The sequence below is a fragment of the Rhizobium sp. AAP43 genome (assembly GCF_001296045.1).
GTDB lineage: Bacteria > Pseudomonadota > Alphaproteobacteria > Rhizobiales > Rhizobiaceae > Allorhizobium.
Genome location: NZ_LJHS01000041.1, coordinates 23,523 through 38,707, shown reverse-complemented (window position 1 = coordinate 38,707; position 15,185 = coordinate 23,523). Strand labels below are relative to the sequence as shown.

Annotated in this window: 20 protein-coding genes; 14 read left to right on the top strand and 6 right to left on the bottom strand. The window is 59.9% G+C overall.

Features of this window, described 5'->3' with window-relative positions:
- Positions 1 to 2 precede the first annotated feature (2 nt).
- Complete coding sequence (locus IP76_RS18340; protein ID WP_054159692.1) at positions 3 to 752, top strand: LuxR C-terminal-related transcriptional regulator; 750 nt, start codon at positions 3 to 5, stop codon at positions 750 to 752.
- Between the two features lie 9 nt (positions 753 to 761).
- Here the strand turns inward: IP76_RS18340 and IP76_RS18335 are convergent, their stop codons facing one another.
- From IP76_RS18335 to motA, 6 genes are all read right to left on the bottom strand, one after another.
- Positions 762 to 1,202, bottom strand: coding sequence for a hypothetical protein (locus IP76_RS18335; protein ID WP_054159691.1), 441 nt, complete (start codon positions 1,200 to 1,202; stop codon positions 762 to 764).
- 5 nt (positions 1,203 to 1,207) lie between these two features.
- Positions 1,208 to 2,290, bottom strand: coding sequence for a flagellar biosynthesis protein FlhB (gene flhB / locus IP76_RS18330; protein WP_054159690.1), 1,083 nt, complete (start codon positions 2,288 to 2,290; stop codon positions 1,208 to 1,210).
- 175 nt (positions 2,291 to 2,465) lie between these two features.
- Entirely contained in the window at positions 2,466 to 3,503 is a 1,038-nt protein-coding gene (gene fliG / locus IP76_RS18325) for a flagellar motor switch protein FliG (protein ID WP_054159689.1), read from the bottom strand.
- Between the two features lie 28 nt (positions 3,504 to 3,531).
- Complete coding sequence (gene fliN, locus IP76_RS18320; protein WP_054159688.1) at positions 3,532 to 4,182, bottom strand: flagellar motor switch protein FliN; 651 nt, start codon at positions 4,180 to 4,182, stop codon at positions 3,532 to 3,534.
- 60 nt (positions 4,183 to 4,242) lie between these two features.
- Positions 4,243 to 5,193 carry a FliM/FliN family flagellar motor switch protein gene (locus tag IP76_RS18315; RefSeq protein ID WP_054159687.1) on the bottom strand — a complete coding sequence of 317 codons (951 nt, stop codon included), beginning with the start codon at positions 5,191 to 5,193 and terminating at the stop codon, positions 4,243 to 4,245.
- Between the two features lie 2 nt (positions 5,194 to 5,195).
- Positions 5,196 to 6,074, bottom strand: coding sequence for a flagellar motor stator protein MotA (motA, locus tag IP76_RS18310; RefSeq protein ID WP_054159686.1), 879 nt, complete (start codon positions 6,072 to 6,074; stop codon positions 5,196 to 5,198).
- A 225-nt stretch (positions 6,075 to 6,299) separates the two neighbouring features.
- Here motA and flgF point away from each other — a divergent pair, with 225 nt between their 5' ends.
- The 13 genes from flgF to fliP all read left to right on the top strand — a co-directional run bounded on the left by flgF (position 6,300) and on the right by fliP (position 15,180).
- Complete coding sequence (gene flgF / locus IP76_RS18305) at positions 6,300 to 7,034, top strand: flagellar basal-body rod protein FlgF (protein ID WP_054159685.1); 735 nt, start codon at positions 6,300 to 6,302, stop codon at positions 7,032 to 7,034.
- Positions 7,035 to 7,047: 13 nt separating this feature from the next.
- Positions 7,048 to 8,439 carry a flagellar protein export ATPase FliI gene (gene fliI, locus IP76_RS18300; RefSeq protein ID WP_054159684.1) on the top strand — a complete coding sequence of 464 codons (1,392 nt, stop codon included), beginning with the start codon at positions 7,048 to 7,050 and terminating at the stop codon, positions 8,437 to 8,439.
- A gap of 2 nt (positions 8,440 to 8,441) precedes the next feature.
- A complete protein-coding gene (locus IP76_RS18295) occupies positions 8,442 to 9,002 on the top strand; it encodes a hypothetical protein (RefSeq protein ID WP_054159683.1) in 561 nt (186 codons plus the stop codon).
- A 71-nt stretch (positions 9,003 to 9,073) separates the two neighbouring features.
- Complete coding sequence (flgB, locus tag IP76_RS18290) at positions 9,074 to 9,469, top strand: flagellar basal body rod protein FlgB (protein WP_054159682.1); 396 nt, start codon at positions 9,074 to 9,076, stop codon at positions 9,467 to 9,469.
- Positions 9,469 to 9,891, top strand: a complete 423-nt coding sequence (gene flgC / locus IP76_RS18285) for a flagellar basal body rod protein FlgC (protein WP_054159681.1) — start codon at positions 9,469 to 9,471, stop codon at positions 9,889 to 9,891. The genes flgB and flgC overlap by 1 nt, the downstream gene beginning before the upstream one ends.
- Positions 9,888 to 10,226, top strand: a complete 339-nt coding sequence (locus IP76_RS18280) for a flagellar hook-basal body complex protein FliE (protein ID WP_054159680.1) — start codon at positions 9,888 to 9,890, stop codon at positions 10,224 to 10,226. Before flgC ends, IP76_RS18280 begins: the two co-directional genes overlap by 4 nt.
- A 14-nt stretch (positions 10,227 to 10,240) precedes the next feature.
- Positions 10,241 to 11,029: a flagellar basal-body rod protein FlgG gene (gene flgG / locus IP76_RS18275; protein ID WP_054159679.1), complete on the top strand. Its 789-nt coding sequence runs from the start codon at positions 10,241 to 10,243 to the stop codon at positions 11,027 to 11,029.
- Positions 11,030 to 11,047: 18 nt separating this feature from the next.
- Complete coding sequence (gene flgA, locus IP76_RS18270; protein ID WP_054159678.1) at positions 11,048 to 11,524, top strand: flagellar basal body P-ring formation chaperone FlgA; 477 nt, start codon at positions 11,048 to 11,050, stop codon at positions 11,522 to 11,524.
- On the top strand, positions 11,521 to 12,642 hold the full coding sequence (locus IP76_RS18265) for a flagellar basal body P-ring protein FlgI (protein WP_054159677.1): 1,122 nt from the start codon (positions 11,521 to 11,523) through the stop codon (positions 12,640 to 12,642). Before flgA ends, IP76_RS18265 begins: the two co-directional genes overlap by 4 nt.
- Positions 12,639 to 13,175, top strand: a complete 537-nt coding sequence (locus IP76_RS18260) for a MotE family protein (RefSeq protein WP_054159676.1) — start codon at positions 12,639 to 12,641, stop codon at positions 13,173 to 13,175. Before IP76_RS18265 ends, IP76_RS18260 begins: the two co-directional genes overlap by 4 nt.
- On the top strand, positions 13,172 to 13,891 hold the full coding sequence (gene flgH / locus IP76_RS18255) for a flagellar basal body L-ring protein FlgH (protein WP_054159675.1): 720 nt from the start codon (positions 13,172 to 13,174) through the stop codon (positions 13,889 to 13,891). Before IP76_RS18260 ends, flgH begins: the two co-directional genes overlap by 4 nt.
- A gap of 24 nt (positions 13,892 to 13,915) precedes the next feature.
- Positions 13,916 to 14,446, top strand: a complete 531-nt coding sequence (locus IP76_RS18250; protein ID WP_054159674.1) for a flagellar basal body-associated FliL family protein — start codon at positions 13,916 to 13,918, stop codon at positions 14,444 to 14,446.
- Positions 14,443 to 15,180 carry a flagellar type III secretion system pore protein FliP gene (fliP, locus tag IP76_RS18245; RefSeq protein WP_054159673.1) on the top strand — a complete coding sequence of 246 codons (738 nt, stop codon included), beginning with the start codon at positions 14,443 to 14,445 and terminating at the stop codon, positions 15,178 to 15,180. Before IP76_RS18250 ends, fliP begins: the two co-directional genes overlap by 4 nt.
- Positions 15,181 to 15,185 lie beyond the last annotated feature (5 nt).

Here is a 15,185-nt window from a genome sequence, read left to right as displayed (position 1 = left end):
CAATGGCCAGTCAGAGCAGGTCGGGCGGATCCGTTCTGGAAGATGCGACCTGGACCGGTCAGCGCCTTCCGACATCGCGCTCCGACATTTTCCCCAAGCTTGTCTCCCTTCAGCGCTCGCTGAATGCACGCGGTTTTGCTGCCTTCCGGATTGTCGGTGCGAGCCTGCCGCACAAGCGGCGCCTCCATCCCGAATTCGAAAGCTGGAGCCCGGCGCTGGCAAGCGGACGCGACGCTTTCATCGCGGCCTATGGAGAGACATTGCTCAATCAGATCGATGGATCGACCCTTCCGATCCTGTGGAGCGCCCAGGAGAAGACCGGCTTTCTCGATGCCTCCGACTTTACGCCCTTTGTAACCCAGCTCGACGAGCGGCTTCTGCCCTATTCGGGGATCGCATTTCCGATCAGGCTGGGCGCGGTTGGCAATGGTTTCATTGTCTTTCCGACCTCTGGTGGCGCGGATCTTCCGGGCGAACTCATCCTTGCCGTGCATAGCCGTTGCTACCGCGTCATGACGGAAATCCTCTCGCTCGACGAGCGTCGCTCTGCGCCAGCCGAAACGCTCAGCGAGCGTGAGATTGCCTGCCTCCAGCTCGCTGGTGATGGCCGAATCAGCGAGGAAATCGCCGAGCGTCTCGGCCTCTCCGTGCATACGGTGAACGCCTATCTTGGTTCGGCGACGATCAAGCTTGATTCGGTCAATCGCATTCAGGCAATCGCCAAGGCGATTCGCCTCGGCTACATCACCTGATCACCTGCCTTACCCGTAGATTGGGGTCGCCTGTCCCTTGACGAAGCGTGCTTCCTGAAGCCGCTCGGTGAGCATGCGTGTGTTTGCATCCGGATCGCCGGCACTCTTGTGGAAAGCAATATGCTTGATGTCGATCGCCGCATGGGCATCCGTCAGCACGAGCTGGGCATAGATGGTGATGTCGCGTGGCTTGATCTCGATATCGAGAATGATTTCTGGCGGTCCGCCCCATTCCAGTCGATATTCGCCACCTGCTCCGAAGACCACAGTGCCGGGATGGAAATAAAGTTCGGCTGCCGACGAGACGAGGTCGGATAAATTGCCATTGAGCTCGAACCGAAGCAGCGAAATCAGGTCTGCCGCATCGAGAAGCCGCAATTCGCTGGCCACCGGGCTGATTGCCTCGGCCACGATACGCTCACGCTGGTCGGTATAGGAGCACTTTTTCATTGTCGCTAGCGTATCCGTCTCTTCGGGGCGCGCGACGCGTAGACTCGATGAACGAGTTCGGCCACGGCTTTGTAAAATATCGACGGAATGACGCTATCGACCGAGACTTGCGCAAACATGGAGCGAGCGAGCGGCGGATCTTCAAAAATCGGAATGTCGTTCTCGCGGGCGATCTCGCGAATCTTCAGCGCAACGAGATCCTGGCCCTTGGCGACCACCACCGGCGCATCGCCTTCCTCACGCACATAGCGCAGCGCCACGGCATAATGGGTGGGATTGGTGATCACGAGCGTGGCGCGTGGCACATTGGCAATCATGCGTTTGCGGGCCCTGTCGCGTGCGATGGAGCGCTGGCGCGCTTTGACGATCGGATCGCCCTGAGCCTGCTTGTACTCTTCCTTGATCTCCTGCTTGGTCATGCGGAGCTGTTCGTACCAGTGGTGCCGGGTCCAGAACACGTCAATGGCCGCAAGCAGTCCGGTCGACATAACGATGATCAGCATCATCTTCTCCAGGATCTCGGAGAATTTGACAAAGATGACCTGCGGATCGGAGAACATGGCATCAATCATGCCGAAGTAGTCGCGGCGCAGCATGAACACCATGATTGTCGAAATGATCACGATCTTGAATACGGATTTGCCGAATTCGACCATGCCTTGCATGCTGAAGAGACGCTCCCACCCCTTCATCGGCGAGATTCGGTTGGCTTGCGGGCGAATACGTTCCAGCACGAAGGCGGGCAGGTGCTGCGCGACATTCGCCGCAACGCCCAGCAACATGACCAACAGCATGAGTGGAGCCAGAAAGGCGCTGATTTCCCATGCCAGATGGGTGAAGAGCGAAACCGTGTCGGTGGCCGTCCCGAGCCGCCATTGCTCAGGCCGTTCAAAAATATCCCTCAGCGTCTCGGAGAGACGGTTGACCCCATCCGGCATGAAGAACACCGAATAGACATAGAAACCGAGCGACGTCGCGAAGAGAGGGAGTTCGCGAGAGGATGGAATGTTGCCCTTCTCGCGCGCGTCACGCAGCTTCTTCTCGGTCGGGTCTTCGGTTTTGCTGTCCTGGTCTTCATCGTCGGCCATATGTGCCGCAATCCTCGAAGGCGTTTACGGCCGCTAGATCCGCCGGGTGACCGGTGCAATCACGATCCGCTGGCTTGGCCCTTCAACGGCCGCCATGACGGGAACGTAGACGCCCGCCGATCGGGGTTCAATCGGCGGGCGTTCGAGAGGTGGTGTTTTCAACAGACCCGGCGTCTCAGGCCGCCTGATTCTCGCCTTCGGTTTCCTTGAGCTGGATCTGGCCGGCATTGGCAAGCCGGATGGCTTCCTGGGCCACGGCGCGCCGGGCGATCGCGATCTCGCGCGGATTGATTCCGGCCGTGCCGGCCTGAAGGTCCGATTCGATCATGCGGCGCGAACGCGGGCTGATCGAGGAAAGCACGATTTCCTTGATTTCCGGGTTGGCACCGCGAAGCGCCATGGTGAGGATGTCGCCTGCGATGTCGTTGAGCAGCATGACGCGGCTGCGCTGCGGCATGGCGAGCAGGTCTTCGAAGAGGAAGATCTTCGGGCGAACCTTGTTGACCGATTCCTTGCTGATCGATTCGAGCGACTGCAGCAGGGTGTCGACCTGGGGTTTGTCGAGCTCGTTCATCAGTTCGGCAACCTTCGCCGAACCGGTGGAGTTGCGCTCGGCGTCGATTTCGGAAATCAGGTCGTGAACCCGGTTCTCAATGATTTGCGCGGCCTTGGGGCTGACATTCTTCAGGTTGACGGTGCGGTTCATGATGTCGGCGCGCCGGCTTTCCGGCAGCTTCAGGAGAACCTTCGCGCCGAAGGTCGACGGCAGCATCGACAGAATATAGGCGACCGTCTGGGGATGCTCGCGCGTGAGGAATTTGGCAATGAAATCCGGATCAGCGTCCTGCAGACGGTCCCAGATGGAGGCTTCATAGGCCTGGAAAGCCGTGCGGCGGCCAAGCAGGCCGTCCACTTCTTCCGGGGTCAGGCCTTCTTCGAGAATGGCTTCGATGGCGCGTGCATTGTCCATCAGGCCCGCGCCTTCGGTGAACAGGTCCTCGAACTCGTTCACCAGGCCTGTCAGTTCGTCCGGCGGGATCGTCCGGAGCGTCTGGGCCGACGCGATGATCATTTGCAATTCGGCCTGGGTGAAATATTTGAGCAGCTTTCCAGCGACCCCCTTTCCCATGGCCAGCAGCACGGCGGCCGCCTTGTCTGCCTGGGAAAGTGGTTTGCCGCTGAGTGCACCGCCGAAATCTTCAAAGTCCATCATGGTCTTTTCCTCTCTGGCCCTTCATGGGTCAGGATGTCTTCGTCGCCATCACTTCAATCAGTTTGACGCCAAATCGGGTATCGTCGTTTTCGAGAACCGTGATCTCGCCGCGCGCGATGCGCCGGCCATTGACCATGATCTCGACGGGCTCGCCGATCCTCTTGTCGAGCGCGATGATCGCGCCTTCCTCAAGGCTCATCAGGCCCGAAACCTGCATTCGGCTTGATCCGAGCACGATCTGGACCTCGATCGGAATGTCCATGATCAGGTCGAGATTGGCCGTCAGTCCGCTTCCCGGCGCCTGCTGCGTGCTGGCGCCGCCGCCGAAATCCATGCCGCCGCCCAGGTCGCCGCCAAGATCACCGCCGCCGAAATCGCCAGCGCCGCCCAGGGCGCCTCCGCCAAAATCACCGCCGCCGAAATCGTCGCTGCCGAAATCACCGGCGGGCGCCGCAGCGCTTCCGCCAAAATCCGATTCGAACGCGGCGAGCGGGTCCGAGGCGCTGTCATCGAGTCCGCCGAAACCGGTGCCGAAGTCCGAACCGATATCCGGCAGCCCACCGTCTGCATCGGCTTTCAGCACACCACGGAGATCGTCGACGGCCTGATCGAAATCGCTGTCGCTGGCGCCCGGCATTGCGAACGCATCATCCGTCTGTGGGGTCTTTTTCGTAGCCATGGAGTGATTATTCCTGTTTAAACTTGCGTCAAACTGCCGTGGACCCGCCTCGGCAAATGCTTACGTCATCAAATGCCTGAGGATGTCGTCTTCGCTGCTGACATTGTCCTTGACCCTGACCGTGTAGCGATCGCCCGCGCGACCAAATTCACAACGATAAAGGTCCTTGCCGTTGGCGCTGACGTCCACCATCACGTCGGCCTTGTCGCGGAACGGGATGACGTCGCCGGCCATCAGCCGCGAGATGGTATCGAGTGTCAGCGATTCCAGCCGAATGCGGGCTTCAAGCGTGACCTGTGAACGGCGCACCTGCTCGGCTATCTGTTCCTGCCATTCCTTGCGGCCACGACCGCCCTGTCCGGCCGATTTCGGCAGGGTTACGACGGTCTTCAGGAGAGCCCTCTGCGGGATGACGAGGTAGAACTCCGACGTTACCGGGCCGAGCGTGATGCCCATCTTGATGGTGACGGCATATTCATCGACATGGTCCTCATCGAGCTTGGGTCGGTCCTCGGCATTATGCGGCTTTTCCAGAAGTGGTTCGAAACCGCCCGCGGCATTGACGCCGCTGCGCAGCACATTGGCGATCTTGTCGAAGACCATGACCGAAAGATCGAGCTCGATCTGCGACAGGGGACGCTCGATCGGTTCGGTGATGGTTTCCGGTAGCGCGCCGAGAAGGTTTTCCATCAGGGTGATGACAAAACCATTGCCGGATGCCAGGACGAAATTGGGCGACCAGTTGCGCAACTGGCCATCGGCCAGCACGACATTGTCTCCGAGTTCGGCGATCAGGTCGGTCATCATGCCGCTGTCATAGCCGTTATAGTGAACCTGGATCACCATGCCGGTTTCGCTGTGAACGACGTCGGGCAGGAATTCCGTGTAGAGCTGACCGAAGTCGGCGCAGATCCGCTGCAATGTCTTTGTGTCGCCAAGACCACCCGTGAGACGAGCGAGAAGTGACTTGTCTATGGTCGGTACCGTTTCGGACGTGATTGCTTCACTCATGATCAAGCCGCCTTGCTTTCACCGCCGCCGCCCGGGTTCATCATTTCCTGCTCGACGGCGTCGATCGACGGACGTTCATGCGAGGAGATGGTCTTGCGGCCATATTCGAGTGCCACCTGCGGAACCGAGCCGTTCATGTAGGCCAGCAGCGTCTGCTTCACGATGATGTAGAGGCGGTGCTGCTTGGTCCGAACGCCCTTGATCTGCGCGATCAGCGGATTGCAGAGGCAGTAGGACAGGAAGATGCCGAGCATGGTACCGACCAGTGCGGCGCCGATCAGGCCGCCGAGCACTTCCGGCGACTCGTTGATCTTGCCCATCGCCTTGATAACGCCGAGAACCGCCGCGACGATACCGATCGCCGGGAAGCTGTCACCCATGGCGGTCATGGCGTGGTAGGGCTTCATCTTGTCGTAGTGGATGGTGTCGATTTCTTCGTCCATCAACGCTTCGATCTCATGGCTGCGGGCATTGCCGATAATGATCAGGCGGACATAGTCGCAAATGAAGGATGTCAGTTCCTTGTTCTTCAGCAGGTTCGGCGCTGCGGTGAAGATGGATGACTCTTCGGGATTGTCGATATGGGCTTCGATCTCGTTGCGTGACTTGGTGCGCAGGTCACGCATCAGAGAATAGAGAACACCGAGAACGTCGAGATAGTCGCGCTCCTTCGGTACCTTGTACTTGAAGGCCTCGCCCAGCGCCTTGCCTGTATCCTTCACCACCTTCATCGGGTTGGCCATGATGAAGCCCCCGACGCCGGCGCCGCCGATGATCACCAGCTCGAAAGGCTGAAAGAGCACGTCGACATGCCCGCCCATCGCCATGTAGCCGCCGATCACGCAGCCGACAGTGATCACAAATCCGATGATGATATTCATTTGCCCGCACCTGAACGTTACTTCGCAGCCTGAGCGATACGGCTCGTGCCTTGCGTGAGGCTGATCCACGGGGACGCGGCTACAAGACCGACCCAGCCATTTCGAAGAGAACGTGGCCGACAGGTTCGCGCAAGGCTTTTGCCGCAAGAACGAGCCATGTCAGGGCAGGATATTCCGCCTTGGATAATGATTTGCTGAAATTCATCACGTGCGGAGGCAGATTCAGTGCAATCCGGAATTTATGTAGCCTTGTCGTCCCAGATGGCGCTTGAGCGCCGACTGACCACCATCGCCGACAACATGGCCAACGTGAACACTGTTGGCTTTCGTGGCACGGAGGTGAAGTTCGACGAGATGCTCAGCCGGACCGGCAATGAACTGAACGCCAAGGTCGCCTTCGTCAGCCAAGGCAATGACTATCTTTCGACCAAGAATGGTGAACTTGCCGAAACCGGCAATCCGCTCGATTTCGCGGTGAAGGGCGATGCCTGGTTCGCTATCGATACGCCGGTTGGACAGGTTCTGACCCGCGACGGTCGCTTCACGATGACGGAGCAGGGCAACCTCGTCTCCGTACGCGGTTATCCGGTTCTCGATTCTGGCGGTGGCGCAATCCAGCTAAACCGCAATGGAGGCCCGCCAGAAGTCGGCGCGGATGGCCGCATCATGCAGGACGGACGCGTGGTCGCAACGCTCGGCGTCTTTACCGCTGACGTGCGCAACGGTTTCGTGCGCTATGAAAACAGCGGCGTAACCACAGTCGACCCGCCGCAGCCGGTCGCCGACAATCCCGAGATTTCCGTCATGCAGGGTTATGTCGAAAATTCCAATGTCAGCGGCATCAGCCAGATGACGCAGCTCATCCAGGTCAATCGCGCCTTCGAAAGTGTCAGCGCGATGATCCGTGACAGCGAGAGTTCGTTGAGCGAGGCCATTAAGGTCCTTGGCGGTGGAACATAAGGCCTGAAACTTGATGACAACGGACCCAGCCGCCGGTGACTTTCCGATCGCAGCCCAGCTCCTCCAGGTGGCAGGGCTTGCGGAACGCTATGCGCGTCCGGAACACGCGGTGGCAGAGGGTGGCCATGTCCGCACGATTGCAGCGGGCCATTATACCGTCGCCGGCCTGTCGAAGCATGTGCGCCTCGGTGAATTCGTCGCTCATCGGTCGGCCACGGGCATTCACCTCGGCGAGGTCGTTCGCGTTGAACCGGATGTCTGCTATGTCTGCCCGATCGAGCCGGGTGAGCCGATCGGCATTCATGATGTGGTCATCCGCAAGGGCGCTTTCCGCGTCGCACCCGACGAAAGCTGGTGCGGCCGCACCATCAATGCACTCGGCGACCCGATCGACCAAGGGCCGGCTCTTGTGCCCGGTACCGAACGCAGGCCGATCTCCACGACCGCACCTCCGTCGATGACGCGCAGCCGTGTCGACACCGGTTTCAAGACGGGCGTTCGTGCGATCGATATCTTCTCTCCGCTCTGCCTGGGCCAGCGCCTCGGCATCTTTGCAGGCTCTGGCGTCGGCAAATCGACCCTGCTGTCCATGCTCGCGCGGGCGGATGCCTTCGACAAGGTCGTGATTGCACTCGTCGGCGAACGTGGCCGCGAAGTGCGTGAATTCATCGAAGATACGCTTGGTGACAACATGGCGAAATCGATCGCGGTCGTGGCCACCAGCGACGAAAGCCCGATGCTGCGCAAGATGGCGCCGCTGACGGCCATGACCATCGCTGAGCATTTCCGCGATCGCGGCGAGAACGTCCTGTTCATCGTCGATAGCGTCACCCGATTTGCCCATGCCATCCGCGAGGTCGCGACGGCTGCCGGCGAGCCGCCAATCGCCCGCGGATATCCGGCCTCCGTCTTTACCGAGCTGCCGCGCCTTCTTGAGCGGGCAGGGCCGGGGGCCGAGGGGGCGGGCACGATTACGGCGATCATCTCGATCCTCGTCGACGGCGACAACCACAACGACCCGATTGCCGACTCGACCCGTGGTATCCTTGATGGTCACATCGTCCTCGACCGCTCGTTGGCGGATGAGGGCCGCTATCCGCCGATCAATCCGCTGACCTCGATTTCGCGTCTGGCCCGCAAAGCCTGGACGGGCGAACAAGAGAAGCTGGTTTCCCGCCTGAAGGCACTCATTCACCGTTTCGAGGAAACACGCGACCTGCGCCTGATCGGTGGTTACCGAAACGGCAGCGATCCGGATCTCGATATGGCGATCAAGCAGGTCCCGGTGATCTATGAAATTCTGAAACAGACACCCGGCGACAAGCCGGCAGCCGACGCCTATGCCGATCTCGCCAACGCCTTGAAGGCGGCGGCGGGCGGCGCCGGTATGAGACAAAGGGGCTGATCATGACCGATTTCGATGCCGATGAACCCGTGATGCCAATCAAGTCGACGCGTGAATCTCGCCGCGTTCCGACGATTGACCGTCTGCTTGGTCTGACAGGCGTCGCCATGGCCTTTGCCGCCGCGATGTTTCCTTGGTACGTCTTTTTCAATTCCGAGAAATTTGGCATACGTCCTGCCGAATGGGCCAGCACGCGCGACCTTCCCGAAGGACCCGGGCGTAATGTGTTCAGCGTGTCTCCCCTGGCGCTTGTTGACAAGGATGATAGTGGCACGCCGCCCGAGGCGCCTGTCGACCAGATCATTACCGCTACGGTTCCGACACTGGGTCGCGAGCAGGCCGTCGGGCCTGAAAAGGAGCTGTCCCAGCCGTTCCCGGGTCAGAAGGGGTTCCGCCTTCTGCATGTCGCCAATGGTCGTGCGCTGATTGAGGATACAGACGGCATGTACCTGGTTCGGGTTGGTTCGATACTGCCGGATGAAAGCCGTGTTGCCACGCTGGAGCAGCGCGATGGCAAGTGGGTGATTGTCACCTCTACCGGCGCAATCTACGAAAATCAGTAAAAGGCAAACTGGGCAAGTCCCACGCAAGATTACTGGCCTAGGCTCCGCATTGTATTAGACGGAGTATCGCCATGAACCCCATCCAGTTGTTCGATCTGGCATCGCGACAGGCAGCGTGGCTCTCGGCCCGCCAGCAGGTGGTCGCGACCAACATTGCCAATGTCAACACGCCGAAATTCCTCGCCAAGGACGTCACGCCCTTCAGCGCGGTCTTGGATCGGACGGCCATGGTGCAGGGCATGGCGGTGACCCAGCCGGGTCACATGGCCTCGAACGACCTCAGCGATCAGAACATCGGCATCGAAGAATCCGAACTGAATGATGAGATCGGCCTGCAGGAATCGGGCAACTCCGTCGCCATTGCCGAAGAACTTTCCAAGACAGGCGAGATCAAGCGTCAGCACGAGCTGAACACTTCGCTGATGTCCTCCTTCCATCGCATGATGTTGATGACGGTGAAACGCTGATGACCGACCCTTTGAGCGCAGCCCTTAAAATCGCTGGAAGTGGCCTTGAGGCCCAATCCACCCGTATGCGCATCGTATCCGAAAACATTGCGAATGCGCGCACCACCGGAGACACCCCCGGTGCAGATCCCTATCGCCGGAAGACCATCACCTTCGGCAGCGAACTCGATCGCGTATCGGGCGCCGAAGAGGTGAAGGTCAAGAAACTCGGCGTCGATCAGTCGGATTTCATCAATGAGTATGACCCGGGCAACCCCGCGGCTGATGCGCGTGGCGTCGTCAAGATGCCGAACGTCAACGTCCTGATCGAAATGGGCGACATGCGCGAGTCCAACCGGTCCTACGAAGCGAATCTGCAGACCATCAAGCAGACCCGCGACATGATTTCTCAGACCATTTCCCTGCTGAAGGCCTCGCAATGATTGAAAGCATTTCCAAACTGAGCGCGCTCTCCGGGACCAAGTCGACCGAAGCGCTGACCAGCCTCTTCGAAAGCCCTGGCACAACATTGCAGGGAACGACGCCGGGCACGGCGACCGGCGAAACCTTCATGCAGGCGCTCGGCAATGTCGCGGTCGACGCGGCCAACAGCCTGAAGCGCAGCGAACAGGCGTCGTTCGACGGACTGACCGGCAAGGCGAACACACGCGAAGTCGTCGACGCGGTCATGCAGGCGGAGCAGTCGTTGCAAACAGCGATTGCCTTCCGCGACAAGATCGTCAGTGCCTATCTCGAAATCACTAAGATGCAGATTTAGCAGGGGTATCGCCTATGAGAGCGCTCGCCATCGCAGCCACGGGTATGGATGCCCAGCAGACCAATCTTGAGGTCATTGCGAACAACATCGCCAATATCAACACCACCGGCTTCAAGCGGGCGCGTGCGGAATTCTCCGACCTTCTCTATCAGACCGAGCGGGCTCAGGGCGTGCCGAACCGCGCCAACCAGGCCATCGTGCCGGAAGGCGCGAACATCGGTCTCGGCGTTCAGACGTCCGCCATTCGTCAGATCCACACCCAGGGCGAGCTTGTCCAGACCGGCAACGAGCTCGATCTGTCGCTGATCGGCCGCGGCTACTTCCAAATTCAGACCCCGGATGGTCAGACCTTCTACAGCCGTTCCGGCGCGTTCAACATGAATGCCGAAGGCCAGTTGGTGACGATCGACGGCTATCTCGTGACCCCGCAGATCACCATACCCGGCGATGCAACCGAGGTCACCGTCAGCCGCACAGGCCAGGTCTCGGCCCGTATCGGCAATGATTCCGATTTCACCGATCTGGGTCAGCTGACGATTGCAAACTTCGTCAATGAAGCCGGTTTGAAGCCACTCGGTGACAACCTCTTCTCCGAAACGGCCGCCTCGGGTGCAGCAATCGTCGCAGCCCCTGAAGACCCCGGCTTCGGCTACATCAAGCAGTCTTACCTGGAAGCGTCCAACGTCGACGCTGTGAAAGAGATCACCGACATGATCTCTGCCCAGCGCGCTTACGAGATGAATTCCAAGGTCATCACCACCGCCGACGAGATGGCTCAGATCGTCAGTAAGAACCTGAAGTAACGGCAACTGGAGGCAAACATGAGGTTTCGCCGATCATTCCGCAACGGGCTGCGTGCGGTGAAATTCGCCGCCGCATTCCTGGCAATGGGTGCCGTCGCGGCTGCGGCGGCCGATACCGCCGTGATCCCGAAGCAGGTGATCTATCCGGGCGAAACCATTGCCGCCGAACAGGTCGATATCGTCTCGGTGACCAATCCCAACCTTGCTGGCGGTTATGCCCGCAGCAAGGACGAAGTGGTCGGCCGCGTCGCCAAGCGGACCCTTCTGCCGGGGCGCACCATCCCGGTTGCAGGTCTGCGCGAAGCCTACGCCATCAAGCGCGGCGCCAGTGTGCGTTTGACCTTCACGATCGGCAACATGTTGATCAGCGCCTCCGGCACACCCCTCACAGACGCGATGGTCGGCGATCTGATCAAGGTCCGAAACATCGATTCCGGCTCCGTCGTAACCGGCACGGTCATGGCCGATGGTTCCATACAGGTGATGGCGAAATGAAACCGCTTGCTCTCTTGCGTCTTGCAGTCTGCGCGCTCTCTCTGGTGATCGCGCCTCTCGAGCCCGTCATCGCCGCCAATTCGCGGATCAAGGACATCGCATCGCTGCAATCCGGTCGGGATAACCAGCTGATCGGCTATGGTCTCGTTGTCGGCCTGCAGGGAAGCGGCGACAGCCTGCGGTCCTCGCCTTTCACCGACCAGTCGATGCGCGCCATGCTGCAAAACCTCGGCATTTCCACGCAAGGCGGTCAGTCGAATGCCAAGAACGTGGCGGCCGTCATGGTCACCGCGAACCTGCCGCCCTTTGCCAGCCCCGGCAGCCGTATCGACGTGACAGTCAGCTCGCTCGGCGATTCGAGTTCGCTGCGTGGCGGCACGCTCGTCATGACCTCGCTGACCGGCGCTGACGGCCAGATCTACGCCGTCGCCCAGGGCTCCGTGGTCGTCTCCGGCTTCAACGCCCAGGGTGATGCTGCAAGCGTCCAGGAAGGGATCACGACATCGGGCCGCGTGCCAAATGGCGCGATCGTCGAGCGCGAGCTTCCCTCCCGGTTCAAGGATGCGGTCAACCTCGTCCTGCAACTGCGCAATCCGGACTTCACCACCTCGCTCAGGATCGCTGACACGATCAATGCCTATGCCGCTGCCAATTACGGTGGCCCGATTGCCGAAGCCCGCGACAGTCAGGAAATCGTGGTCCAGAAGCCGCGCACGGCGGATCTTGCCCGGCTGATGGCCGATGTGGAAAATCTGGTCGTGGCAACGGACTCGCCCGCCCGCGTGGTGATCAACGAACGCACCGGTACGATCGTCATCGGCGCCGATGTCCGGGTGTCCAGGGTTGCCGTCAGCTACGGAACGCTGACCGTCCAGGTCACGGAATCGCCCCAGGTTGTTCAGCCCGAACCCTTTTCGCGCGGCGAAACGGCGGTACAGCCGCAGACGGATATCTTCGTGCAGAAGGAAGGCGACAAGATCGCCATCGTCGACGGTCCTGACCTGAGAACCCTTGTCAGCGGCCTGAACAGCATCGGCGTGAAGCCGGATGGCATCATCGCGATCCTTCAGGGCATCAAGTCCGCCGGCGCCATGCAAGCGGAGCTCGTTCTGCAATGATCAAGAAGCTTGATATCGTGACCTCGTCCACGGCGCTGCGCAATCTGGCAATTGTCGGCCTGATTGCCACACTTCCGGCCTTTGCCGGCACGGCAGTTGGCCAGCAAGCACCACTCGAAAGCGCCTCCGAAGCTGAAATTCAGCAATTCTGCACCGGCATTGCCGATGCGGCACGCGACCAGCGTTACCTCTTGCAAAAACAGGAACTGGACAAGCTCCAGGCGGATGTCGATGGCCGCATCGCGGTTCTGGAGAAGCGCCGCGCCGAATACGAAGACTGGCTGACCCGCCGCAACGATTTCATGAAGCAGGCGGAGGGGCAGCTTCTTGAGATCTACAAGAAGATGGCACCGGACGCAGCCGCGCCGCAGCTGGAGCAGACGGATGTCATCCTGGCTGCTGCGATCATCATGAAGCTCCCGCCGCGCCAGTCGAGCCTGATTCTCACGGAAATGAGCCCCGAAAAGGCGGCCAAGGTTGCCTCGATCATGTCGAGTGCTTCCGATCGCAATACATCGAAGGACCCATCATGACGAAGCGCATCCCGGCTCTCATGGCCATTCTCCTTCTGGCAGGTTGCCAGAGCCAGACCGTCAAGGAGATCGGCAACGCGCCGTCGATGAGCCCAATCGGCTCCGGCCTGCGTTACAGCCAGACGCCACAGATGGCCATGTACCCGAAGCAAGCCGCGCAAACGGCCAGCGGCTATTCGCTCTGGAGCGACAGCCAGTCGGCCCTGTTCAAGGATGCACGCGCGCTCAATGTGGGTGATATCCTGACGATCGACATTCAGATCAATGACAAAGCCAACTTCAGCAATGAGACGGACCGCAGTCGCGACAATTCGACCGGCCTGACCTGGGGTGCGGAAATTTCGAATTTCCTTGGCTTCTCGACAGATACCGGGACCACGGGCAATCTGTCGACGGACTCCAACACCAGTTCATCGGGCAAGGGTTCGACCGAACGCTCCGAAAAGCTTACGCTGCTCGTGGCGGCAGTCGTGACCGGCGTTCTCGAGAACGGCAATCTCTTGATCAGCGGATCGCAGGAGGTGCGCGTCAACCACGAACTGCGTATCCTGAACGTGGCTGGTATTGTGCGTCCGCAGGATGTCGATGCCGACAACACGATCTCCTACGAGAAGATCGCAGAAGCCCGCATCTCCTATGGCGGCCGTGGTCGCCTGACGGAAGTGCAGCAGCCGCCGATCGGCCAGCAGGTCGTCGACATCTACTCGCCCTTCTGATCCGAACGGAAGGGCAGGGACGTCATGAGCTTGGACGAAAACCAGGAAGCCACAGGCAAGAAGAAGTCCGGATTGATGGGACTTCTCGTGCCGCTCATTCTGTTGACCGTGGTCGGCGCCGGCGGTGGTTGGGTCATTGGCGGCATGCTGGCGCCGCGTGTCGAACAGGCAGCGGAAGCAGCCAAGGCGGCGGAAGAGGCCAAGGCTGCTGCGGAAGGCGGCGAGGCTGGAAAGAAGGAGGAGGAAGGCATTCCTCCAATCTCGACGGAAGCGAATGGGGTGGTCGCGCTGGAGCCGATCACCACGAATCTCGCTTACCCTTCGGAAAACTGGGTCCGGCTTGAGGTTGCGATCCTTTTCAACGGCCCGCCGGACGTCAAAGTCGCCGAGGACGTCCACCAGGATATTCTCAGTTATCTGCGCACTGTGTCTCTCCAGCAGATCGAGGGGCCGCGCGGATTTCAATATCTCAAGGATGACATAGAAGAGCGTGTTGACCTTCGTTCGGAAGGGCGCGTATCGAAAGTGATGTTCAGAACGTTTGTGATCGAATGATTCGAATCCTCCTCCTCGTCGCCGTCATGATGATGGCGCCGGAACTGGCTCACGCGCAGCAGTTCCCGACGGATATTTTCAACACCCCGATCGATGGATCGGTGGCGGCCTGGATCATTCGTACTTTCGGATTGCTCACGGTGCTCTCTGTAGCGCCTGGCATCCTGATCATGGTCACGAGCTTTCCGCGCTTTCTGATTGCTTTTGCCATCCTGCGCTCAGGGATGGGACTGGCCACCACCCCATCCAACATGATCCTGACCAGCATGGCGCTCTTCATGACCTTTTACGTCATGGCGCCGACCATGGACACGTCGTGGCGCGATGGCGTGCAACCGCTCTTGAACAATCAGATTACCGAAGCCGAAGCAGTGGCACGCATAGCCGAGCCCTTCCGCACCTTCATGACGGCAAACACCCGGGACAAGGACTTGCGCCTCTTTGTCGACCTCGCCAACGAGCGCGGCCAGACGACGGTCGTGGATGGCAAGGTCGACTACCGCGTCCTCGTTCCGGCCTTCATGCTCTCGGAAATCCGTCGCGGTTTCGAGATCGGCTTCCTGATCATTCTGCCCTTTCTGGTCATCGATATGGTGGTGGCAACAATTACCATGGCCATGGGTATGATGATGCTTCCACCGACCTCAATTTCACTGCCATTCAAGATCTTGTTCTTTGTCTTGATCGACGGCTGGAACCTCCTGGTCGGGAGCCTCGTCCGATCGTTTGTTTAACGATT